We start from the raw sequence: 24,327 nt of genomic DNA, 5'->3' as shown, positions 1-24,327 counted from the left end.
GGCCTTTGTTCGTGCTGGGAAAATGGTTGCCGGAGGGCGGATCCGGCCAGTCGGGGCTGCCGGCGGGTGGCCGGTCAGACTGCGGCGCGCTGCTGCGGGGCGGCTACATCCCCGAGGACCCGCGTGAGCACGGCTTCGGCTGTTGCACCGGAGAATTCTGCTTCGGGGTCCATCACAAAGCGGTGGATCCAGACGACGCTGGCGAGTTCCTTGACGTCGTCCGGCAGGACAAAATTGCGCCCCTGGCTCGCTGCCCAGACCTTGGTGGCCCTGACCATGGCCAGGGCTCCTCGCACCGAAACGCCCACCCTGGTTTCCGGGGCGCTGCGGGTCTCCTCGCACAGGCGGGAAATGTACTCCAGCACGGCGGTGTCGACATGGGTGGTGGCGGCGAGATCCGCCATATCGGCCACGGCCTGCGTGGTGATCACGGGCTGCAGCTCCTTGGAGCGGTCTTTGATGTTGGCGCCGCCCAGCAGCTTCACAGTGGAGGCGTGGTCCGGGTAGCCGATGGAGGTTTTGATCAGGAATCGGTCCAGCTGGGCTTCCGGAAGCCGGTAGGTGCCGGCCTGTTCGATGGGGTTCTGGGTTGCCATGACCATAAACGGACGTCCCGCTTCGTAGGTGACGCCGTCCACCGTTACCCGTGATTCCTCCATGACCTCCAGGAGAGCGGACTGCGTCTTGGGCGAGGCACGGTTGATTTCGTCCGCCAGAACGATGTTGTTGAAGATGGGCCCCTTGTGGAACTCGAATTGCTGCGTCTTCTGGTCGTAGATGGTCACGCCGGTGACGTCTGACGGGAGGAGGTCCGGAGTGAACTGGATGCGGTTGTTGGAGCCCTGGACAGTGGCTGCCATCGCACGGGCCAGCGACGTTTTGCCGGTGCCCGGGGCATCCTCGAACAGCACATGGCCTTCAGCCAGCATGGCGGTGAAGGTCAGCCGGATGACGTGGGCCTTGCCGAGCACAGCCTGGCCGACGTTGGCAACGAGCTTCTCGAACGTGCCTGCAAACCAGGCGGCCTGCTCAGTTGTCATTGTCATGGGGTGGATCCTCTTCAGTGTTGGGTGCGTCAGCCTGGTGTTTGTTGCCGGCCGGCCTGCAGGATTAAGGCTTCATCCAGCGGTTAGTCTAATTGATCGATATGGATCAGCAACCGCCGGGTTTCGAACCGTAGAGGTCCACCGTGGCGGATTTTACTTACCAACCTGATTTTGCTGTCTCAGCCAGCCGGTACCAGCCTGTTCCGTTACCGTAGATGTCCTTGGTGCAGTTGATGTTCAACCAGCCCCAGGAGTTTTCCACCCAACCCACGCCACACGACGGCCCGCTTGGATTGTAGCTATCCGGCTGACCCGGGCCTACCGGGGCAAGTGCTGTTGTGCGCCCTTATCTCTGACGCCGGGGGAGGCGGCGTCGGATCGTTCCCCGAGGTGGACGATGCACTTCCCGCGGCGCCGAAAACAACGGTGAACGCCCGGACCCTCAGCGTGTGGGCCTTGTCCCAGCCGCCTCCCGACGCATCAAACGAGTTGGCTTTACCAACCCCCGTCCGCCCGCCGCCGTCGAGACTCACCTCGTAGTGGTCCAGGGCGCGGCCGTTTGTTGCCGGATCACTCCACGTCCAGTGAACCTCGCCGTCACCGGTCGCCGACTTTCTGCCGTCAACGTTTGGCGCATTCGGCGGCCCATAGGGGTAGGCGGTTCCGATCGCCTTGGCGTCGCCGGACACGTAGTTCTTGATGGAGGTGGCGATGATGTTGACGGTGACATCGGTGCCGTTCGGCATTCCCGTGATGGTCCCTCCATGGGCATTAATGCTTCCGCTTTTGCCGGCAGCGTTGTAGCTGTACCGGATCTCGTCGGGTTGGGATCCGTTCCGCTGTGCCGCTGTCAGGGGGTAAACGTCACCTCCAGCTGTCCGGATATGCCGTTCGCTGCCACGTTGCCGCTGTTGACAGTCCCTGGTTTACCGGCCGCCCGGATAGGAGCCGACGGCGAACTGTCGCCGCTGGTGCCTGCCTTGTTGCTCGCCGAGACAGTAAAGGTGTAATCAGTTTCCGAATTGTTCACCGTCACGTTTTGCGATGTTCCGGACGCAACCGGCTGACTGGCGACGACTGCTCCGCCGCGCCGGGTTGTCAGCGTGTACGAAGAAATGGCGTCACCGTTATTGTTCGGCGCCGTCCAGCTGACCTTGCGCTGGCTCTGATCACCAACGGATCCCGCTCCGGCAACAGATGGTGCGGCCGGCGTCACGGGAACGCCTGCAGGTACTTCCGCGGCGGAGTAGGCGCTCCATTCGGAAGGATCTTTGGCATCGTTCCGGGCCAGCACAGCACACGTACTTTATAGGCCACGCCGTTCTGCAGGCCTTCCAGACATAACTCACCGCCGTCAGGTTCTGGATCTGGGCGTTCTAGCCCGCAGGCGCAGGTGATATCTCCAGATCGTAGCTCTTGACGGGTGAGCCCTTGCTGGCCGGAGCCACCCAGGTCACTGAGAGCTGCTTGTCTCCGAACTTCAATGCGGGTGCCAGCGGTGTATCCGGCCTTACATCCGGGCGGACTTCGGCAGATGCCGGGGACTTCTCGGATTCACCGAATTCGCTGCTCGCTGTGACCTGGAAGTGGTATTTGGTGTTGTTCGTCAGACCGGTGAGCGTGCACGAATTCGCGGGGCAGTCCTGCCGGTAGCCCGCGCCGTACACCGTGTACTTGGCTCTCCCTTACCCGCGACAGCCTACCCAACCATTCCCGGTACCGCGATGGGGAGCCCTCCCCATCCGCCTGAACTGCGGATCCTTTCGTCATCCGGATCAGCACGGTGGTACGCCCGCGTTTCCGGGCTCACCGAGCGTAGTGGACCCGGCCACCACATAGCGTCCGACGTTGCGGCTGGAGCCGGCTTCCATGCGATACCAGGTCCGGATGGGGTTGGGCGTCCAGTGGTCGCTCTGAACGATGTAGCACCGCACGACCATACGGTCTGCGTCTGCCACGTAGGACCAGGGTTCCCTGTGGGCGTTGACGCCGTCGCAGTCGTAATAGGGCGCGGGCCTGTAGTTCGCGCCCCCGAGCGTGTAGGTGCATGACCGGACAAAGTTCGGGTCGGCGGAGCTGAGCGTGGTGGTCCATTCGCCGCGTTGTCCGGACCTTGCACTGGCTTCCGCGATGGGACCGCCCTGGCCCAGCGAGTTGAAGGTCTGGACCCTGATGCTGTGGTTTTCTTCGTAACCGCCGGTGTTGATGACGCGGCTCCCTGACGGGGCCACGGTTTCCCAGTTGGGATTGCCGTCAATGCTGATCCGGGTGGCTGCGACGTCGTTGGTTGAAGTGGAGGGTGAATTCCAGGTCAATGTCAGGGATTTCTGGTTCATGCCGCCATTGGTGCCGGAGGCGGACGGGGTGCCGGGCGAACCGTAGGGTGTGGCAGCGTCCGGACTGCTGGCATCCGAGCTGGGTGCAACGGTGGAATTGGCCGTTACCGTGATGCTGGTCTGGGTCCCGTTGGTGAAACCGTCAACTTTCTGTCCCGGAGTAATACTTCCGGCCTGTCCGGTGGAGGCGTTGAAGGTATAGCTGACTTCGTTGGCCGTGGAGCCGTTCCGTTGCTGGGCGGTGAGCGGGTTGAAGTTGATGGTTACTTGCCGGCCCGCTCCGCCGGTGTTTGCCTCAGTGACGGAGACACCCGTCACCTGGCCCAGCTTCCCTGTCGCACGCCTGGGAGCAGACTGACCGCTGACTTCACCCCTACCCGCCTTGTTTTCCGCCTGCACCGTGAAGGTGTAGGCGGTTTCCGAGTTCGCAGCGGTGAAATTGGCCGTCCGGACGGTGCCTGGAGTGGTCTGGGTCTGGGGGGCCATTCCGCCGCCGCTCATGGTCACGTAGTAGTTCCTGATCGGATCACCGTTGGTGTTCGGCTCAGTCCAGTTAACTTTCAGCTGGTTCTGCGTTCCGACGGAGGCCGCCACGGCCGAGGTGGGGGCGGCCGGTGCGGCAGGGACGCCTGCCGGGTTGTCCTCGGGGGAGTACTCGCCCCAGTCCGAGGGTCCAAGCTCGTTCACCGCTTGTGCCCGCACCTTGTACTTCACGCCGTTGGTGAGCCCGGGCCAGGTGTAGTTCAGTCCGGTCACGCCGTTCTTCACCGCGATCCCGCTGCCGGGCGGCGGGGAAATCTCCAGATTATAGCTCTTAACGGCCGAGCCCTCGGTCTTGGCCACTGGCCAGTTGATCACCATGTTCTTGTCCCCGGCCTTGACCGTGGGAGCTTCCGGCGGGGACGGTTTCTCATCCGGGCGGATCTCGTTGGAGGCCGCCGAAGGGGCGGACTCCCCCACTTCGTTGGTGGCGGTGACCGTGAAGACGTATTTGACGTCGTTGGTCAGGCCGCTGAGCGTGCAGGTGGTGGTGGCACACTCCTGGCTGAAGCCGGTGGAACGGACGGTGTATCCGGTGATGGGCGAGCCGTTGTCGGAGGACGGGGCCCACTTGAGCACGGCAGTGCGGCTGCGGACATCAGTGGCGGACGGGGCCGAGGGTGAGTCCGGCTTGTCCCGGACGGTAAGGCGGATGCGGCCGCTGGCCTGCCGGGATGCCTCCTCTGTCTTGTCCATCACCGTGTAACGGATCACCATAACGCCCTTGAAGCCGTTGGCGGGCGTGACCGTGACGGAGTCCCCGGCGATGGTGGGCTGGCCTGAAGCCGAGCCGGTTTCCACGACGGCCGAGACGACTTTAAGCGGAGTGTCGCTGAAGGGGTTGAAATCGTTGGCGAGGACGTTGATGGTTTCGGTCTTGCCGGCGTTTGCCTTCTCGATGGCGTCCTCATTGGCCGCCGGCAGTGGCCGGCCGGAGGCCACGACCGTGGCGGCCACAGCGGCCCTGACTGGCTCCGAGCGGCCGTCCGTGACCTTCAGCGGGATGCTGCCCTTCCGCCCGGTGGTCATCGCGGACTCGGCGCTGACCTTCAGGGTCTGGCCCTCGATCGAGGCCTTGAAGCCTTCGGGCAGCGTGCCGTCGAGCTCGAACTTGAGCTTGTTCTGGTCTCCGGAATCGACGTCCTTGGCAAGGTTCCCCAGCTCCAGGCTGACGGATTCAGCCTTCGGTACCTCAAGGTCGGTTCCGCTGAAGGTGGGCGAATGGTTCGCGTTCGGATCCGGGATGACCCGCGTGATGATGGTGAGCGTGGCCTTCAGGCCCTGGGGATCGTCAGGGCCGGAACCGTCGGTGACCTCGAAGGTGAGGGAGCCCGGGCCCACGTAATCCTTCAGGGCGGCATAACGCAGCGCGTCGCCAATTCCGGCGACGACATTCTGGCTGTCCGCGCCCTGCACACGGACCTTGTCCACCTGGGTGATCCGCGGCGTGCGGCCTTGCCTGACCCGGACATATTCCTTCAAATCCAGGCTGATTTCCTTGCCCGCCATCACTTCCACGACGTCGGTACGCGCCAGGCTGGGGTGCTGCTCGCCCTGCCCTGGAACCCAGATGACCGCAGTCGCGCTCTGTCCGTCGACATCGGTGACCGTGTACGGGACCAGCTGGTCTGTGGGGACGAGGGTCACAACGACATTGCCATCGCCGCCGACGCGTGCGTTCGGGTTTCCGTCCGGGAGGCTAATTTTGAGCTCGGCGGCGACGCCGTCGGGGTCCGAGTCGTTCTTCAGGACCGGGACGTCGACGGTGGATTTGCCGAGCGTCTCCGCGGGGGTAACGACGTCGTCCGTGGCAACCGGCAGCTTGAGCGTCGCCTCCGGGCTGACCCGGAGGCGGATCACTGCGCTGCCCTGGGCCTTCTTGTCGTCCTGGATCGTGTAGCTGACGCTCTCGTTGCCGGCTGCGCCCGGGGCGGTGAGGAGCACCCTGCCGCGGTCCGCCGCCTCAACGCGGAGCTCAGGCCGGGCTTCGAAGCCGTTCGACAACAGGCTGATCGGGTCCCCGTCCGGATCCGAGTCGTTAGTCAGGGCATCGACGGCGATCTTGCGGCCGGGGCGGACATCGACGGCGTCGTCCACCGCGATGGGTTTCTGGTTGTTGGCTTCCGGCGGGGCGATACCGACGATCACGGTTCCGGTGTTTTCGGCGCCGATCCGGTCCCGTAGGCGGTAGCTGAAGGTGTCAGTGCCGGCGGCGTTCCCGGCGGCGGTGAATTCGAGGTATCCGTCCTTAACCACAGCGGTTCCCATCGCCGGGGCCTTGTCCACTCCAATCAGTTGCACGGAGTCACCGTCGGAATCAATGCCGTCCAGCGGCACGGGAATGCGCACCGCCATGCCGGCGACCACGCGTGCGGTCAGGTTCCTGGGTTCGGGGCGGGAGTTCCGTTCGTCGTCGCGGGCGCGGATGCGGATGGTGACCTGCTGGGAGTCGGTCTGCCCGGACTCGTTGGTGACCTTGTAGATCGCGTAGACGGTCTTGGGAACCCCTCCGGCGATGAAGCGCAGTGCGCCGCCGGACGGGAAGATGCGGCCGTCGGCGTCGTCGGGCTGCTGGGCCAGTTCCGGCACCAGCGTGAGTTTGCCGCCGTTGGGGTCGGTGTCGTTCTCCAGCACCGGGATGGTGACGACGTCGCCGGCCCGCACCGTGGCCTCGTCCGGTTTGGCCTGGGGAGCCTGGAGCTTGGCCGGCGCCGGGACCACGAGGACGGCGATTTCACCGCTGACTGAGGACTTGCCGTTGGAGATCGTGTATTTGACGCTGAGCTGGCCCTGCGCACGGATGTCGGTGATCCGGACGACAGAGTGGTCCAGCACGGAGACGCTGACAGGCTGGCCGTCCGCCGCGGTCACGGATTGGACCACCAGGACGCCGCCGGAGGGATCGGAGTCGTTGCCCAGTACGTCCACAAGGGCGCTGCCGCCGCTGGGCAGCAGGGCAGTGTCGCGCACGGCCACCGGGGCGCCGTCGCCGTTTCCGGGCACGACGTCCACGCGGACCAGCTGCTGAGCGCTTGCGGGGCCATTTGTCACGAGGTAGGAGACGTAGTGGGCGTTGAGGGCCGTGGAATTGAAGGTAAAGGTCTGCTGGTCCGCGCCCACGGTAGCGGAGGAGTTGCCGTCCGGTGTGACCTGCGCAAGGCGGAGCGCCCCGCCCTGCGGGTCGGTGTCGTTCTTGAGCGGGGCGATCACGGTGTCCACTCCGGCGACGGCGAGGACGTGGTCCGCGTTGGCGATCGGTGGAAGCACTCCGGGTGCGCGGACGTCGACGGTGATTTTGCCCTCGGTGCTGGACCGGCCGTCGGAGACCGTCACGGTCACGGTCTTGCGGCCAGGCTCCGACCCGGCGTCCTGGAAGCTGAGCAGGCCGTCGGGACGGGCCTTGACCTGATCGCGGGGGTCGCTGCTGGTGGCGCTGACAACGTAGAGGTCGTCCCCGTCCGGATCGATCCAGTCGGTGAGGATGTTTTGGCTGACGAGCTTGCCGGACTGGACCACCAGGGCGGTGTTCCGGTTCGGTTTCGGCCGCGGGGCGGAGTTCTCCCCTGCCGGGACGACGGTGAGGGTAACGTCGGCGGAGGCCGAGAGGCCGCGGCCGTCGTCGACCGTGTATTTGAAGGTCTCCGAGCCGGTCTTATCTTCTGGAACAGACACCTGGAAGCCGGTGGAGCCATAGATTGGGGCCAGGAGTCCGGACTTGATCGGGTCCGGGGAACGGACGGTGAGGACGTCGCCGTCGGGGTCGGTGTCGTTGTCCAGTACAGGAAGAATCGTGGTTTTGCCAGCCCTGACGCCGAAGGTGTCCGGCTTGGCCGTCGGTGCGCTGTTGGGTTTCGTCCGGTCCGGGAGCACGGTCTGCTGGACCTCGTCGGCAGAGTCCTTTTCCGCATCATCCGAGGTCTGCTGCGGAGGAATGACGTCGTCCCAGTTGTTGACCAGCTGCATGTTCTGGTTCACCAGCCACACATTGCCCGAGTTCACATCATTGAGGACCACCAGATCCCGGTTGACCCGGAAGACGTAGCTCGGGGAGGCGCTGGCCTTGGGCACATCCACGTTCTTGTCATCGCCATCGTTCGCACAATCACGGACATACCTGTTCGCCCCCGACCACGCCGCATGCACACACCCCCCAAGCTGCACCGGCACCGCCGGAACACCCTCACCACCAAACGTCACCGTCTTCGCCGTCGAACCATCCAACGGCTGCTTCAACAACGCCTTCGGCGTGGCCACAGCCACCGCGTCAGCGGCCGGGCCGGACTGCTGCAGCTTCGCCTCCCGCGCATTCTCCAACACCAGCTCCCGCCCGCCCGGCAGGAACAACTTGCCCCGGGCCGCATCGAGGACCACCGGCTTGTCCCCCACCACGGCAAGCTGCAGATCCCCCGCACCCTTCAGCCCATCCCAGGTACCGGACTCCGTCCCCGTCACCTCGCCGCCGGCATCGACAGTTGTCACCGTGACCTGCCCGGACTTCGGATCAGCCGAATAAATCCGGTCGTCAGTTCCCACCACCGACACCAGACCCGGCGAACCCGTCAGCACCGGCTCACTGGACTCCTCATCAAAACCATTAACCGTCGACGGCGACAACGCCCACACCCGGCCCTTGACCGCATCCGCCACCGAAATGACCTGCGACCCGAAACTCACCACAGCCGAACCCGGCAGCTTCTTATCCCCGCCCAGACGCATATTCGGCGCAGACACCTGATTCAGCGTCGACCCGGACTCATCATCAACAAAAACATTCCCCGCATCCTGGAGAATATCGAACGTCGAACTCGCCGGCGTCACCGCACCATCAAGGACACGCGAGGGATAATTCAGCCGCCCAACAGCATTCCTCGACTTACTGACAACCCACACACCACCATCATTCAACTCCACCTCAGTGGTCTTAAACCCCGGATAGATGACGGCACCAGCCACCAGCACAGCCCCCACCACAGCAAAGGCCGCCCCCGAAACAAACTTGGTTCGACGATTCTTGCCCCGGACCTTGCCGAATTCGTCAGGCGCAGGCATGAGGATCCCCCAATTGTTTGCGGCCGGAACGAGTTCGGGACCGTTGAGACATGAACGCGCACTAGCGTAACTGGTTAGTCAATCGATTAGCGAATTTCCAGGGAAGTCGAACGGGCGAGTTCCTTGGCTCAAGAAGCAACGGTTAGGGGCAGTTGAAGGAAAGCAACCGCACGCGTTCCATGGTGATTTTCTGGTCCAGCGCACAGCCAGCGGCGGAAAAAGCGCTGAGATCCGGTGTGGAGTTTGCGCCAGTGCCCACGAAGAGTACCCGTCCGCGACCGGCGAGATCCCCCCTGCTGACAGGCTTGTTTTTGCCCCACAGGGTGCTTGAATCGCTCGGCAGCGAGGCCAGGGAGAGATCTGTAAGGGAAGTGAACGCCGCGGCATAGGCAAGCGACGGATCCCGGGCCTCTGGTGTTTCATAAACAATACTGGCCGGTCCGTGCGCTTCCCGGGCCGCCATCGCCGCGACGTCACGCTCAGTGTCCATCGGCTCATTGATCATGCTCTTCAACGTCAGCTGCGGCACCAGACTGCAGACGAGGACCATCGCGGCAGCGATGGGAAGCAAGCTGCGTCGGCGCTCCCGCAGCCAGTCAAGACCGAGTGCAACGAGCAGCGCGAAGGCTGGTGCCGTAAAAGTCAGATACCTGGCGACGTAGACCGGCTGCACGAGCACGCTGATAGATAACAGCGCAATCATCGGGGCCACGACACTGACCAGTCCCAAAACGAGGAGCGTCCACAGCTCTTTGACCTTCGCGGCACGGACAATACCAAAGGCCACGAGAGCCAGCTGAAAAATCCCCAGCAGGATCACAAACGCCAATACCCACGTTGGCGGCAGGTTGCCCGTGGGCCTGTCGTCGCCGTAAAAGAACTGCTTGACCGCAACCGCCGAAAGGTTTTGGAGTAACGAGCGGTTTTCGATCCAGGCAACCTGCCCGTTTTGTGTCAGTGCGAAGAGCAGGAAGGGCCCGGAGGCCACGGCAATCGCGAGAGAGGAAGCCAACGTGGCCAGGACCCGGCGTCGAAGGACAACGGCGGCAAGCGCATGCGAAACAATCACCAACACAAAAAACATAAAAACGAAGATGCCCAAGACTGCACATGCAGAATAGAGAACCCAGTCCAGGGCGCGGTTCGATTTCCACGCCCTGATCAGCAACAGGGTAAGTGCAACGGCAAACAGTGCTGTGAAGGCAGACTGCCGGGCTTCCGTTCCGGCCCACACCATTCGGGGGAGGACGGACAGGACCAGGCCGGCAGTGATCCCGATAAAGTCCGAACCAAGTTTGCGCCCAATGACCACCGTGCCCGCGCAAGCCAATCCAACGGCCAATGCCGAAGGGCTTCTGAGTGCTACCTCCGAAAATCCGAAGACCGATGTCCACACGTGCATGAAAAAGTAGTAAGTTCCGTGAACGGCGTCAACGGACTGCAGCAAATTAAACAACTCCGCTGGAGTCCGGTTCGCGGCTGAGATCGTCGCAATTTCATCATTCCAGAAAGATGGAATCCAAGACCCCGTGAAGGCGACAACAAATGCCAGCATGCCAACAGTGACGGGCGCCGCCCAGGACCTGGCGAGGAAAAAAGCTCCTGCTGCGTCATCGCCGTTGGTCAAGTTGCGCGAAGAGTGCCCACCGCGCGCTCGCTGGGCCTGCTCTGCGGCTCCGGAAAGCTGCTTCATGTGCATCCCCTATAGATGAATTGATGGGACAAACCGGCCAAGCAAAACGGCCAGTTCCTCCAAACAGAATAGCCAGTGTTCACCGGCGTCCTAGTCGAGCACGAGCCCCTTGCCGCGCCCCCTGGCGAGCACCACGGGATGAATTTCGCCAAAGCCACGGACATTCTCAGCCTGTTGCGGAATGAGCACGAACCTCTCATCCTGGTCCAGCGCTGCTGCAGTCATGGAGTCCACCAGAACACTTCCCGGATCAGCCAGCGTTGTCAGCCGCGCGGCGAGATTGACGGTTGGGCCGTAGATATCGCCAAGCCGGGAAAGGATCCGGCCCCACACCATGGCCACGCGGGCCTCGGGCAGGATCTCGTCCTCGGTGAAAGCCTGCGCCAGCGCGAGTGAGATCTCGGCACCGGCCGCCGGGGTTTCAGCGATGTAGAGGACTTCATCGCCGACGGTCTTCACCAGCCGTCCGCCGCCCACGGAAATGATTTCGGCACACTTGTTTTCGAAGCGCTGGACCAGCCTGGCAAGGGTCTTTTCATTCATGCGCCGGGACAGGCTGGTGTAGGAAACCAGGTCAGCGAACCCTACGGCGCGCGCCAACGGCAGTGGGGCATCGTCCTCATCGCCCTCGCGTCCCTCTTCGCTGGCCTGCAGACCTGCCTCGGCGCGGACAGCCAGCCGTTGGACACCGGCGTTGAGCTGCCGGCGCCAGGAATAGACGAGCATTTCTTCAAGTGCATCCACCAGCGCCGGGAGGTCGTTGACGAGTCGCTTACGGGCCACGGCATCAGTGACACCCTGTTCCTGGACCATGTCCTCCACCAGGGCCTCAATCTGCCAGACCACCATGCGGTCAGTCATCTGGCCGATGGAGCGGGTCACCGAAATGGCTGCCTCCTCGGTGAGCTGTCCCGTGCGAACCAGATCAACCACCGTTGACAGCGCTGCCTGGTCCCGTTCAGTGAAGGCTACGTCTTCATCGCCGAGGTTCGGGAAGCCCAGTGCGCGCCAGAGTTTCCGGGCGGAAAGAAGGGAAAGCCCGGCCCCGGCGGCTACTTCACGACGACGCAGCTTGCGCTCACCTCCGAGCAGCCGCGTTTCCAGGGCTTTAGCCGCCAGCCTTTCTGTGGACAGGGTTCCCGTGGGCGGAGGACCGACGGCGATGGCAGCCTCGCGGGGAGCGGTATCGGGCGTGCGCGAAGCCGGGCTCTCTTGCTCCGGCTGCGGCTCTTCAGCGCTCATCGCTCCCACCTTCCCTCAATTCCCCTGGCAGTACTTCATCGGTATAACCGGACAAATCGTCCGTCTCAAAAATCTCACCGTCCGGGAGATCATCCAGTGCGTCAAGTACGAAGTCACGGAATCGTGCAATCTCCGGGACGTCGGCAATCACAGTGTTGCCTTCATGCCTGGTTTCCAAGGATATATTCCCCGAACGCAATATACGCTGAAGCACGGACTGGCTGACCGTCACGTGGCGCACTGCGGCCAGTGAAACCTGCCGGTCGGTGCGTCGCAACATGCCATAGCGGGCAACTATCCTGCGGCTGGTCAGTGTGTAGCGGGTCCCTTGCCAGCTCAGCAATCGCGGCAGGCAATATCCACACAGTACCCAAGCAGCCGCCAGGACGCACGCCGTGACCAGCCACAACGTCCACTCGCGGGATACCAGCGGCAACAGCCGGGTGGGCTCACCCCGGATAATCCAGGCAGCTGCAAACGCCGCCGCCGCCGGGGCAAGAACAAAGACCACTGCCGGCAGGATCAGTCTCCTGGGCTGGGGGCGGGTCATCACAATGACCTGCTCCCCCGACTGGAGGCCTTTACGCATAACCGCTTTCAGGACCTTGGCCTGGCACCGATCCCTGGATGGGCGGCGACCACGGCCGCAAATGGAGAACGTCGCCGGCGGTAACCACGTGTTCCCTCGCCGCGGCGTCCACCACCAGCAAAGATCCGTAGTCATCGAGCCGCGAGGCATGGCCGATAATTTCGTGATCCCCCGGCAGCTGGGCACGCACCTGCTTGCCGAGCGTCACCATAACGGCCTCCACCCGCTTGTGCAGCGACGGCCCGCCTGCCATTCCGGCTGCGGGATCGCCGTCGGCATTGCAGAAACTCCGGTACAGCGCAGTGAAACGCGAAAGGTAGCTCTTGAGCAGCAGCGTGCGGTCCACTGTGAGCGCCTCTTCCAGCCGCACGGAGGTGGCTGTGGGAACGGGCAGTTCCTTAGCAGTCAGCGTGACGTTAAGGCCGGTACCAACGACTACGGGAGGCGCGGCACCGTCCCCCATTGGCCCCAGCTGGGCGAGAATACCCGCAATTTTCCTGCCGCGGACCAGGACGTCATTGGGCCATTTGATCTCAGCGGGGATTCCAGCCGTTTCCAGCAGTGTTTCACGCAGTGCCAGCGCGGCCAGCAGCGACAGCCACGAGTAGCTCTGCGTGCGCAGGGGCCGGCCTTCGGCATTGACCGGACGGAGCACAATGGAGACCGACACAGAGCTGCGCTCCGGCGCTTCCCACTGGCGGTCCAGGCGTCCGCGGGCGGCAGTCTGGTGCTCCGCCGTGAGAACCGCCAGGTCCCCCCAGGCAGCCGGTTCCACAGTGACTGCGCGCAGCAAATCAGCATTCGTGGACCCGGTGGAGTCAACAACCTCAAGCCGGGAGATCCCGTTCGCCGTCAGGAATTCCTCGCTCGCGAGTGCTTGGCGGTCGAGTGCTTGGCGGTCGGGGGCGTCACTGTCCGGGGTCTGGGCGGCATCCATAGTTGAATCCTATCGAGTTACCGGCCCTCCAGCGCGGCATGGGACCCCTTGCACGGTGGAGCATCTGCTCAGAGGAATATGTCCGGCACCAGCTGGTCCTCGGCGGCGCCGAGGCTGTACTGGCGGAACCCGCTGACTCCTGCAGCGGACAGCACCTGCTCGTCTGTGTAGAAGTTTCCCGTCTTTGCTCCGGACCCGTGCACCAAGTTGCTTCCGGTGAGCACGGCATGGGCGGCATCAGCCATGATTTCAGGGCCACGCGCGGCCCGTACGATCGCTGCCCCGCCAGGCATGTTCCGGATCGCCGCGGTGTCGATCAGGGTGCACGGCCACAGCGAGTTGACACTGATGCCCGTGCCTTTGAGTTCTTCGGCCAGTCCCAGAGTGGTGAGGCTCATGCCGTACTTGGCCATGGTGTAGGCAAGGTGAATGCCGGCCCATTTCGGGTCCAGGTTCAGTGGCGGGGAGAGCGTAAGGATGTGGCCATTGGCGGATTTCCGCAGTGCGGGGAGGGCTAGTTTGGACATCAGGAACGTGCCGCGCACATTGATGTCCTGCATCAGGTCGTAGCGCTTCATATCCACGGCGTCCGTGGGCGAGAGATCGATCGCCGAGGCATTGTTGATCACAATGTCTATCCCGCCGAAGCGTTCGACGGCGGCGGCTACTGCCCCGGCGACATCGTTGTCATTGCGCACATCACCCACAATCGGCAACGCCTGCCCGCCTGCGGCTTCCAGCTGTTCTGCGGCGCTGTAGACAGTGCCTTCGAGTTTGGCGTGCGGCTGGCCGGTCTTGGCCATCAGCACAATATTGGCTCCATCGCGCGCTGCGCGGGTGGCAATGGCCAGACCGATCCCCCGGCTGCCGCCGGACATCAGAATAGTGCGGCCCTGGAGCGTCCCGGCGGCCTGGTACGGCCTTTCGCCAGTGGGGACAGCGGTAACGGAAGCATCGTTGCTGGAAGTCATAAGGACACTCTAGCCGACTTATGTTACTGACGAGTAACATAAGGCCGGCGCTGTTGCTGTTCGTGAAAATTGTAGGTTTTCTACAGCGGTTCGCGTCTGTGGCGTCGCTAGACTAGCCATCGGGGCCCGGTTTTTGTGCGGAAGCTACTTAAGCGCGCACGAACGGCGGCCCAGCGTAATCAGCTAGAGCACCAATCAGCTACAGAGCCGGAGATACTTGATGAGCCACGATCTGACAACGACAGCGGGGAAGATTGCCGATTTCCGCGACCGCCAGGCCGGTGCCGAGCAACCCTCCGGACCCGAAGCGATCGAAAAGCAGCACGCCCGAGGCAAGAACACCGCCCGCGAACGCATCGATCTGCTGGTGGACGAGAATTCGTTTGTTGAGTTTGATGCACTGGCCGTGCACCGTTCCACGGCGTTTGGCATGGAGAAGAAAAAACCCCTGGGCGACGGTGTGGTGTCCGGTTACGGCACAATGGACGGCCGTCTTGTGGCCGTCTACAGCCAGGATTTCAGCGTCTACGGCGGTTCCCTGAGCCAGGTCAACGGCGAGAAGATCGTCAAGGTCCAGGAATTCGCGCTCCGCAATGGCTGCCCCATGGTGGGCATCAACGATGGCGGCGGCGCCCGCATTCAGGAGGGTGTCGCATCACTGGCCATGTTCGCTGATATCTTCCGCAACAACGTCCACTCTTCAGGGGTGGTCCCCCAGATTTCACTCATCATGGGCCCGTGCGCCGGCGGCGCCGCGTACTCCCCCGCCCTGACGGACTACGTGGTCATGGTGGACAAGACCTCCCACATGTTCATCACCGGCCCGGACGTCATCAAGACTGTCACCGGCGAGGACGTGGACATGGAAACGCTGGGTGGCGCGCGGCAGCACAACGCCACCACCGGCACCTCCACGTATCTGGCGTCTGATGAAGCGGACGCCATTGAATTCGTCCGGGAGCTCCTGGACTTCCTGCCTTCGAACAACCTCTCCGAGGCACCGGTGCTGGAGCACCAGCAGGAACTGGAGCTCGACGACGACGACCTCGCCCTGGACACCCTCATCCCGGACTCTGCAAACCAGCCGTACGACATGCGCAAAGTCATTGAGCAGATCGTCGATGACGCCCATTTCCTGGAAATGCAGTCCCTCTATGCACCCAACGTGATGATCGGCTACGGCAGGGTGGAAGGTCACACGGTTGGAATCGTGGCGAATCAGCCCACCCAGTTTGCCGGCACGCTGGACATCTCCGCCTCGGAAAAAGCCGCACGCTTTGTCCGCAACTGCGATGCCTTCAACATCCCGATCATCACGTTGGTGGATGTCCCCGGGTTCCTGCCCGGCAAGGACCAGGAGTTCCAGGGCATCATCCGCCGCGGCGCCAAACTGCTGTACGCCTACGCCGAAGCGACCGTTCCCAAGCTGACCGTCATCACGCGCAAGGCGTACGGCGGGGCGTACATCGTGATGGGCTCCAAGAAGCTAGGCGCCGACCTGAACCTCGCCTGGCCCACAGCACAGATCGGCGTGATGGGTGCCCAGGGCGCCGTGAACATCCTGTACCGCCGCGAGCTGGCCGCTGTAGCGGAAGCCGGCGGAGACGTCGAAGCCCGGCGGTCAGAGGTCATCCGGCAGTATGAAGAAGAGCTGCTCAACCCCTATCAGGCAGCCGAACTCGGCTATGTGGACGCCGTCATTGCGCCGTCCGACACCCGGCTCCAGATCATCAAAGGGCTCCGTGCACTGCGGGATAAGCGAGCCAGCCTGCCTGCCAAGAAGCACGGAAACATCCCGCTATGATCCCCGCCCGCCCCGACGTTGAGCCGGTCGAAACCGCGCCCCCGGTGCTGTTCACTGTTGTCAAAGGGAACCCGGCTCCGGAAGAGCTCGCGGCGCTGGCCGCTGTCGTACTTTCCATGGGGAGTGCCGAAACGGCAGAACCCGCGAAGCCCAGCGTCCGCCACTGGGTCCGGCGTCAACAGTTGCAGCTGGCCCCCCAGCCCGGGCCGGGAGCATGGAAGCGCAGCCGCGGCTAGCCGCACGGCCGGTGGCCACTGCTCCGCATGGGGCCGGTCTGCACGGAGGCTTTAGTGCCGAGGAATGTTCAGCAAGTCTTTCATAACCGGCCCGCCCCGGTTAGTCTCGTGGGGTGACTATCGAAACCTCTGCCTCCGTGCGCCCCCGGACCGCCATCGACGCCGTCGCCGATGCCTACACAGACACCCTTACCCGGCTCAATCCAAGCTTCGCCACCAATCTGGGCCTGCCCGGCCACGAGACCGAGTACCCCGACTTCTCTCCAGCCGGTCTCGCCGAATTTGCCTCTGCAGCCCGGGATGCCTTGGCTGCCCTCGACGGGCTGCAGCCTGCCGATGATGTGGACGCCGTCACCCTGGACGCCATGCGCGAGCGGCTGGGACTGCAGCTGGAAATCCGCGAATCGGGGTGGGACGCGGCGGAGCTGAACAACATTGCCTCCCCCGCCCAGGAGATCCGTGCCATCTTCGATCTCATGCCCACCGATACCGAAGAGCGGTGGGGGCACATCGCCGGCAGGGCGCACAACGTTACCGGCGCCCTCCGGGGCTACATGGAGTCGCTTCAGTCCGCCAAAGACGCCGGGAAGGTCTCCGCGGCGCGGCAGGTTTCCATAGTGATCGAACAGACCACCAAGTACGCGGCTGGGGACGGTTTCTTCGCGCGGCTCGCGTCCGGAGCCAAAACCGCCGACGGCCCGCTTTCCGCGGAGCTTCAGAAGAGGCTCGACGCCGGCGCCGAAGCTGCGCGCACCGCTTACACCGAACTGGCTGCTTTCCTGGAATCCGAACTGCTCCCGGCAGCACCGGAAAAGGACGCGGTGGGCAGGGCGCGCTATGCCCTCGCATCCCGGTCATTCCTCGGTGCCGCGGTGGACCTCGAAGAAACCTACGCATGGGGCGTCCAGGAACTTGAACGGCTGATCTCCGAGCAGGAGAGGGTGGCCGAAGAGATCAGGCCAGGGGCATCGGTTGAGGAAGCCAAGGACATCCTCAACAACGATCCTGCGCGGCAGATCAAGGGCACCGATTCCCTCAAGGCCTGGATGCAGGAATTGTCCGACCGTGCGGTGTCCGAGCTTGCCGACGTCCACTTCGACGTTCCGGACATCATGAAGACGCTCGAATGCCGCATCGCACCCACGGACGAGGGCGGCATCTACTACACGGGCCCCTCGGACGACTTTTCCCGGCCCGGCCGCATGTGGTGGTCCGTCCCTGCAGGCGAGGACACCTTCACCACCTGGGCGGAAACCACCACGGTTTTCCACGAGGGTGTGCCCGGCCACCATCTGCAAGTTGCTACCGCAACGTGTCGCAGGGAACTCCTGAACAACTGGCGCCGCAACGTGTGCTGGACCTCGGGCCACGGTGAAGGCTGGGCGTTATATGCCGAGAAACTCATGCAGGAACTGGGATATCTGTCGGATCCGGGCGACCATATGGGCATGCTGGACAAGCAGCGCATGCGTGCCGCCCGCGTAGTGTTCGACATCGGAGTCCACCTTGAGCTCGACCTACCCGAACGCTGGGGCACCGGCACCTGGACACCTGAGAAGGGCTTCGACTTCCTCAGGCAGCACCTTGCCATCAGTGATGGGCAGCTCAAATTCGAGTTCACCCGCTACCTCGGCTGGCCCGGGCAGGCCCCTTCTTACAAAGTGGGCCAGCGCCTATGGGAGCAGATCCGCGCCGAACTTCAAAGCCGGCCGGACTTCGACCTCAAGGCATTCCACACCAAAGCACTGAACATTGGCTCGGTTGGGCTCGATACCCTCAAGCGCGCGCTGTTGGCTTAGGTTCGTATGCTGCCCAAGGAGGGCAGACATCCTCTGCGTGCTCGGTCGTTCCTCTCTTGGACGCACGCTGCCGGATGACTGCCCTCTTTGGCCCCTTGACGAGACGTTTGCCACAGCTACCTTGGGAATAAGCTCACGAAATGGCCTAACGGGGGCGGTTCTAGGGAAACTGGGGTTGGTGCCGGAATCGTGCTGCGTAACATTTCTCAATGTCCGTACGTGGTGATATGTGGGCCGGGCCTAGCGTGTTCTGGTGAGCACTCAGACAAGCACCCCAACCTCGCCGGAAAAATCCGGTTTCCCGCTGCCCAAATGGGCCGGCTCCTTTGGTTTCCAGATCATCGCCGCCCTTTTTGTTGGCCTGGCGCTTGGCCTTCTTGCCAAATACACCGGCAGTACCAAGACCAGCCCCAACGGCCTTGGCGCCACGCTGCAGACCATCGGATCGAGCTACGTTTCGCTGCTGCAGACCGCAGTGGTCCCGCTGATTTTCACTGCCGTTGTCAGCTCCATCTCCAACCTCCGCCAGGTTTCCAACGCCGCCAAACTGGCATGGAACACCCTCCTGTGGTTCGCCATTACCTCGCTCATTGCGGTGCTGATCGGCATCGGCCTGGGTGTCCTGCTTCAGCCGGGCGCCAACACCGGGATCTCGCAGGAAGCAAAGTACACCGGCAAGTCCGGTGACTGGTGGGCATTCCTCACAGGTCTGTTCCCCAAGAACTTCCTTGGGCTTGGTGCGAACTCCACCGTTGCCGAGTCAGGGGTCGTCACCACCTCCGTGAGCTTCAATGTGCTCCAGATCCTGGTGATCGCGATCGCCGTCGGTGTTGCCGCGCTGAAAGCAGGCAAAGCCGCCGAACCCTTCCTTAACCTCAACGCCTCGGCCCTGGCAGTCATCCAAAAGGTGCTGTGGTGGATCATCCGCATCGCACCGCTGGGAACCGTGGGCCTGATCGGCAATGCCGTGGCCATCTACGGCTGGGACACCATCGGTTCCCTCGGAAAATTCACCGTGGCCATCTACTCCGGCCTGGCACTTGTGCTCTTCGGCGTCTACCCCGCCCTGGTCCGGAGCCACGGACTCTCCGTCAAGCAGTACTTCTCCGGGGTTTGGCCCGCTGTGCAGCTGGCCTTTGTCTCCCGCTCCTCGATCGGTACCTTGCCGCTGACCCAGCGTGTGACCGAACGGAACCTCGGCGTCCCCCGGGCCTACGCCTCCTTCGCCGTGCCGCTGGGTGCCACCACCAAAATGGATGGCTGCGCAGCCATCTACCCTGCCATCTCGGCAATCTTTGTGGCCCAGTTCTTCGGCATCCAGCTGGACCTCAGCCAGTACGTACTCATCGCACTGGTATCCGTCCTCGGTTCCGCAGCGACTGCGGGAACCACCGGCGCCGTCGTCATGCTCACGCTGACTCTATCCACGCTGGGACTGCCGCTGGCCGGCGTCGGGCTCCTGCTCGCGATCGATCCGATCCTGGACATGGGCCGAACAGCTGTCAATGTGGCAGGGCAGGCTCTGGTACCAGCCATTGTGGCCAAACGCCAGGGAATCCTGGACGAATCGCTGTACAACGCCCCGCGCAACGGAACGCCTTTCAAGGACGACGACGTCGATTTCGCCACCGCTGATCCCTCCGCCGTCGGGACTTCTGCGGGAGCCAGTCCCACCGCAACGGTCCGCGAACTTGCCGACGCGAAGCCTTAAGCCACCGCTCGGAAACCTGACAAAAGAAGTCCCCGGGGACTCCCCGGGGACTTCTTGTTGAGCCTTCCTTCTATCTAGCGGCCACCGCCGCCGATCACACCGCTCTGGACCGCCTTTGTCACGGCATCCGCTTCAGCCTGGGTCAGCTTGCCATCCGTGACGGCCTTGTCCAGCTTGGTCTTCAGCGCTGCAGCGTGCTCCGCCTGTTCAGCCGAGCGCAGTTCATCGAGCGCCGCAGTGACCTTGGCCTCGTCAATGCCGAGCGACGATGCGAGCGACTTGGCGAGGTCGGCCTGCAACGTTGCCGGATCCGGGCGGGTTCCTTCCGCCGGCGGCGTGGTGGGCTTATTGGCATCGCGGAATGCCTTGAGTGCATCCGTCACCTTGGTCTGGTCGACCCCCAGCTTGGTGGCCAGTTCTGCTGCATCCACGCCGCCGAAGCCTCCGTGGCTGTGGCCACCACGCATGCCCTTGACTGCTTCGGGCGCGGTGCCTCCTGTCGAGGTGCCGGGGCTTGCACTCGAGCTCGCGCTCGGGGTGGGCGTGGTGGTCGCGGAGGCCATGCCGGCAACTCCGAACCCGGCACCAAGGGCCAGGGCCGTGGCCGAAAGGCCAAGGGCGATTCTCTTTGTGCGTGACATCTTTTGTCTCCTGGATCTGCCGTGCGCTGACGGCTGCTCATGGTTACGTGTCTCTCTCGAGATACTCCAAGTGTCCGGCGGCGGGTTCTGCAGGACCTGTCGGAAACCTTTCATCTTCCTGTGAATGTTTCCCGCCTTCCGGGATCCGCACCGGGTAGGCCCGACCCATGCTGATCGTCACATCAAACGATATTCCGGGTCACAGGATTGACGCCGTGTTGGGTGAGGTCATGGGCCTGGCTGCGCTTCGACACCTCCGAGATGGGCACCCACCGGACAGGGGTCTGCGCGCACGGCACCGCGGTTTTTGCCATTCCGCTGGGAGAAGGCGAAGCAGGCGCCGCCGGGCAGTCGGTGCATCTCGCAAAAGACCCGCAGCCACCCGCGTAGAACTTGCGCCCAGAACTTGCGCACAGTGCAAAGTTGCACGTAGTGTAACTGTGTGCATACTCCCGCTTTCCTCCCTGACGGTCCACCTTCTGCAACGCCCTCGCGCCGGGAACTGAACAAGGCCGCAACCCGACAGGCCATCACCGACGCCGCCTTGGAGCTGCTCCGCGGCAAGGGGCCCGGAAATTTCACGGTGGAGGATATCGCGGACACCGCCGGAATTTGCCGCCGCACGTTTTTCAACTACTTCAGCAGCACCGAAGCGGCCATCGCTTCCGTCACGCACGGGTTCCTGGACAATGCCCTCGTCCAGTTCAGGCTACGGCCCGCAAACGAGCCCATCCTCGAATCGGCCCGCGCCGCGCTGGTTGAACTCGCGGACCCCATGACCATGGCGCCCATGGGCGAACTCTTCAGCCTGACGCAGGCAAACCCCCAGCTGTCCCGCTCCGAACTGGAAGCCTGGGACCACTGCACGGAGCAGATCATCGATGCCGCACGCGAACGCGCCGCCCGAACCCCCGGCGTCGTGATCAATGAACTGTATCTGCGCGCGCTGGCCGGCTCCGTCATCTCCTGCGGAAAGGCCGCCATGGATGTCTGGTTCGCCAGATGCGGTGCTGACCTGTCCGAAAAGTCCCTCGCCGTCCTGCGCCAGTTGCTGATCGATTCCATGGGCCTGCTGGGCTCCGGATTCGCCGGCCCGGCAGGCCCGGCCAGTCCGGCAACGCCGTCAACGGCCGCCGCGCCAAGCTCGCCGGCACCCACCGTCGCCTCCGCCCCACTCATCACAGATCGGCACTGACATGGCAACGCTGCTGTACAGGCTTGGCAAGTTTTCCTACCGGCACCGCTGGCTGGTCATCGCCGCATGGCTGGCCGCGCTGGTGGCCGTGGGCGGCTCCGCGGCCGCCTTCCACGGCACCATGTCCAACAATTTCCAGATTCCGGGCACCGAGACCCAGCAGATGCTGGACAAGCTCAAGAAAGAGCTCCCGGCGTCCTCCGGCGGCTCCGCGGGCATCGTGTTCGAGGCCAACGGCGGCATCTTCAGCAAGGCCGGCAAGGACGCTGTGTCTGCCGCACTCGCCAAACTGGAGACCCTGCCCGACGTCCAGGGTACGGTCGATCCTTTCGAAACGCAGGCGCAGCTGGACAAAGCGGCCACGGATATCACCGACGGTGAGAATAAGGCTGCCGCGGGGAAAGCTGAGCTGGACAAGGCACAGGCCGAGCTGACGGCCGGCCTGGTACAGCTTGCCGGCGCCGAACAGCAGCTTGCGGCCGCCGGGATGCCGGCAGCAGGCATAGAAGCACAGTTGGGCCAGCAAAAGGCCGCGCTGGCCGCGGGCCAGGAGAAGTTCGACGCCGGCACGAAGGCCGCCGCGGAAGGCGCCGCACAGCTGGAGCTCGGCAAACGCCAGCTCGCCGCCTCCGATGGGATGCGCTTTGTCTCTGAGAACGGCAAAGCCGCCATGGCCCAGGTCCAGTTCAAGACCTCCATCAACGGACTGACCCCGGAGGTCCGCAAAAAGGTCCAGGAGATCGCCCAGGAAGTCACGGCTGCTGACGTCACCGCGTTGGCAAGCAAGGAAATCACCGAAGATGTCTCGGATCTGTTCGGTGTGTCCGAGATCGTGGGTATTGCCGTGGCTGCCCTGGTTCTGATCCTGATGCTGGGGACATTGATCGCCGCCGGTCTGCCGCTGCTGATGGCGCTGGTGGGCGTTGCGGCCGGCGTGGGCGGAACGTTCGCGCTGACCGGCGTGATCGACATGAGCTCCATCTCCCCCATGCTCGCGCTGATGCTGGGCCTTGCCGTGGGAATCGACTACTCCCTGTTCATCGTCAACCGGCACCGCGGCCAGCTGCTCGCCGGAATGGACGCCGAGGAATCCGTGGCCATGGCTACCGGCACCTCAGGAAATGCCGTGCTGTTCGCCGGGCTCACCGTCATCATCGCCCTCGCAGCCCTCGTGGTGCCCGGGTTGCCTTTCCTGGCCGTGCTGGGACTTTCGGCAGCCGCAACAGTGGCGGTCGCCGTCGTCGTCGCCCTGACGCTGACCCCCGCCGTGTTGTCACTGGTGGGCCGGAAACTGATCTCCAAGCGGGCATGGGCCAAAGCCGAAGCGCACAACGCGGCGCCCGGCCACGAAGCGGCAGACCAGGTGAAGGATGAGCGCCGCAGCAGCCACGGCTGGGGCGGGCTGGTGACCCGTCATCCCCTGATTGCCCTGTTGGCTGGCGTGGTAGTGCTGGGCATACTCGCGCTGCCCGCCAGCCAGCTGCGGCTGGCCCTGCCCGACGGCGGCTCCGAACCCGTGGAGTCGCAGGCCTACAAGGCCTATGACGTGACCGGGCGGAGCTTCGGCGAAGGCATGACCGGACCCATCATCGTGGTGGGTGAATTACCCGCGCGCCTCAGTGAGGCTGACGCACAGGCCAGGCAGTTCGACGTCGCGGACATTCTCCGCGGCGTGGACAACGTCACCGCCGCTGTGCCCGTTGCGCTCAGCGATGACCGCCGCACGGCCGTTTTCCAGGTCATCCCGAAGGAGGGACCGGCCAGTGCCAGCACAGTCAAGGTGGTTTCCGAGCTGCGTGGCAAGAACACGGAAATCCGGGACGCCACCGGTGTGACCATCGGCTTGACCGGCCAGACTGCCGGCAACGTGGACGTCTCCGCCAAACTGGGTGATGCGCTGCCGCCGTATCTGGCAATCGTCGTCGGGCTTTCCCTGCTCCTGCTGCTGCTTGTGTTCCGTTCAATTGTGGTGCCGCTGCTGGCCACGGGCGGATTCCTGCTCTCTCTCGCCGCCGCTTTCGGCGCTGTGGTTGCTGTCTACCAGTGGGGTTGGCTGGGCGCGGTCTTTGATGTTCCCAACCCGGGCGCCGTCCTGAGCTTCCTGCCCATCATCCTGATCGGGGTGCTGTTCGGGCTGGCAATGGACTACCAGGTGTTCATGACCTCCGGCATGCGCGAGTCCTATATGCATGGCGAATCAGCCAAACATGCCGTCCGTACCGGATTCAGCCACGCCTCCGCCGTTGTCACAGCCGCCGCGATCATCATGGTCAGCGTGTTTGCCGGCTTCATCTTCAGCCACCTCACCATGGTCCGTCCGCTCGGCTTTGCCATGGCTTTCGGTGTACTGGTGGATGCGTTTGTGGTCCGCATGACCATCGTACCGGCCGTGATGTACCTGCTGGGCAGCAAGGCCTGGTGGCTGCCGAAGTGGCTGGACCGGCTCCTCCCGGACGTTGATGTTGAGGGCGCCAAGCTCCGGACCGACCAGGCTCCGGCAGCACCTGTTGCCTCTCATCTGGTCCACTAGGCTGATCA

15 protein-coding genes and 1 pseudogene are annotated in these 24,327 nt (G+C 63.6%); 7 read left to right on the top strand and 9 right to left on the bottom strand.

The features are described 5' to 3' along the window. Window positions 1–74: 74 nt before the first annotated feature. The 8 genes and pseudogenes from ACQCST_RS07740 to ACQCST_RS07705 form a co-directional block, all read right to left on the bottom strand. Complete coding sequence (locus tag ACQCST_RS07740) at window positions 75–1,046, bottom strand: AAA family ATPase (RefSeq protein WP_426998698.1); 972 nt, start codon at window positions 1,044–1,046, stop codon at window positions 75–77. Between the two features lie 157 nt (window positions 1,047–1,203). Then, window positions 1,204–2,722: pseudogene (locus ACQCST_RS07735) on the bottom strand (fibronectin type III domain-containing protein); the annotation flags it as partial. Between the two features lie 99 nt (window positions 2,723–2,821). Beyond that, complete coding sequence (locus ACQCST_RS07730; RefSeq protein ID WP_426998697.1) at window positions 2,822–8,971, bottom strand: Ig-like domain-containing protein; 6,150 nt, start codon at window positions 8,969–8,971, stop codon at window positions 2,822–2,824. 142 nt (window positions 8,972–9,113) lie between these two features. Then, the gene (locus tag ACQCST_RS07725) at window positions 9,114–10,373 is read right to left on the bottom strand and encodes a glycosyltransferase family 39 protein (protein ID WP_426999110.1); all 1,260 of its coding nucleotides are present in this window, start codon (window positions 10,371–10,373) and stop codon (window positions 9,114–9,116) included. A gap of 381 nt (window positions 10,374–10,754) precedes the next feature. Continuing rightward, window positions 10,755–11,906, bottom strand: a complete 1,152-nt coding sequence (locus ACQCST_RS07720; protein WP_426998696.1) for an adenylate/guanylate cyclase domain-containing protein — start codon at window positions 11,904–11,906, stop codon at window positions 10,755–10,757. Next, window positions 11,896–12,495: a PH domain-containing protein gene (locus ACQCST_RS07715; protein ID WP_426998695.1), complete on the bottom strand. Its 600-nt coding sequence runs from the start codon at window positions 12,493–12,495 to the stop codon at window positions 11,896–11,898. The genes ACQCST_RS07720 and ACQCST_RS07715 overlap by 11 nt, the downstream gene beginning before the upstream one ends. Then, window positions 12,488–13,432 carry a biotin--[acetyl-CoA-carboxylase] ligase gene (locus tag ACQCST_RS07710; RefSeq protein WP_426998694.1) on the bottom strand — a complete coding sequence of 315 codons (945 nt, stop codon included), beginning with the start codon at window positions 13,430–13,432 and terminating at the stop codon, window positions 12,488–12,490. The genes ACQCST_RS07715 and ACQCST_RS07710 overlap by 8 nt, the downstream gene beginning before the upstream one ends. A gap of 68 nt (window positions 13,433–13,500) precedes the next feature. Then, a complete protein-coding gene (locus ACQCST_RS07705; RefSeq protein WP_426998693.1) occupies window positions 13,501–14,403 on the bottom strand; it encodes an SDR family oxidoreductase in 903 nt (300 codons plus the stop codon). A gap of 220 nt (window positions 14,404–14,623) precedes the next feature. On the opposite strand from ACQCST_RS07705, the gene ACQCST_RS07700 reads away from it, so the two are divergent. The 4 genes from ACQCST_RS07700 to ACQCST_RS07685 all read left to right on the top strand — a co-directional run bounded on the left by ACQCST_RS07700 (window position 14,624) and on the right by ACQCST_RS07685 (window position 19,953). After that, window positions 14,624–16,207: an acyl-CoA carboxylase subunit beta gene (locus tag ACQCST_RS07700; RefSeq protein WP_426998692.1), complete on the top strand. Its 1,584-nt coding sequence runs from the start codon at window positions 14,624–14,626 to the stop codon at window positions 16,205–16,207. Beyond that, on the top strand, window positions 16,204–16,443 hold the full coding sequence (locus tag ACQCST_RS07695) for an acyl-CoA carboxylase epsilon subunit (protein WP_426998691.1): 240 nt from the start codon (window positions 16,204–16,206) through the stop codon (window positions 16,441–16,443). Before ACQCST_RS07700 ends, ACQCST_RS07695 begins: the two co-directional genes overlap by 4 nt. 113 nt (window positions 16,444–16,556) lie before the next feature. Next, complete coding sequence (locus tag ACQCST_RS07690; protein ID WP_426998690.1) at window positions 16,557–18,242, top strand: DUF885 domain-containing protein; 1,686 nt, start codon at window positions 16,557–16,559, stop codon at window positions 18,240–18,242. Between the two features lie 253 nt (window positions 18,243–18,495). Further along, on the top strand, window positions 18,496–19,953 hold the full coding sequence (locus tag ACQCST_RS07685; RefSeq protein ID WP_426998689.1) for a dicarboxylate/amino acid:cation symporter: 1,458 nt from the start codon (window positions 18,496–18,498) through the stop codon (window positions 19,951–19,953). A 74-nt stretch (window positions 19,954–20,027) separates the two neighbouring features. Here ACQCST_RS07685 and ACQCST_RS07680 read toward each other — a convergent pair whose 3' ends face one another. Beyond that, entirely contained in the window at window positions 20,028–20,594 is a 567-nt protein-coding gene (locus ACQCST_RS07680) for a hypothetical protein (protein ID WP_426998688.1), read from the bottom strand. Window positions 20,595–20,816: 222 nt separating this feature from the next. Here ACQCST_RS07680 and ACQCST_RS07675 point away from each other — a divergent pair, with 222 nt between their 5' ends. The 3 genes from ACQCST_RS07675 to ACQCST_RS07665 are packed head-to-tail and all read left to right on the top strand — an operon-like array spanning window position 20,817 to window position 24,319. Beyond that, window positions 20,817–20,984, top strand: a complete 168-nt coding sequence (locus ACQCST_RS07675; protein ID WP_426998687.1) for a hypothetical protein — start codon at window positions 20,817–20,819, stop codon at window positions 20,982–20,984. A gap of 52 nt (window positions 20,985–21,036) precedes the next feature. After that, window positions 21,037–21,789 carry a TetR/AcrR family transcriptional regulator gene (locus tag ACQCST_RS07670; protein WP_426998686.1) on the top strand — a complete coding sequence of 251 codons (753 nt, stop codon included), beginning with the start codon at window positions 21,037–21,039 and terminating at the stop codon, window positions 21,787–21,789. Window position 21,790: 1 nt separating this feature from the next. Next, complete coding sequence (locus tag ACQCST_RS07665; protein ID WP_426998685.1) at window positions 21,791–24,319, top strand: MMPL family transporter; 2,529 nt, start codon at window positions 21,791–21,793, stop codon at window positions 24,317–24,319. Window positions 24,320–24,327: the final 8 nt, after the last annotated feature.

The sequence above is a fragment of the Pseudarthrobacter sp. N5 genome (genome assembly GCF_050157035.1).
Classification (GTDB): Bacteria; Actinomycetota; Actinomycetes; order Actinomycetales; family Micrococcaceae; genus Arthrobacter.
Note: the sequence above shows the minus strand (reverse complement) of the source record. Positions and strands in the feature narration are given on the sequence as shown.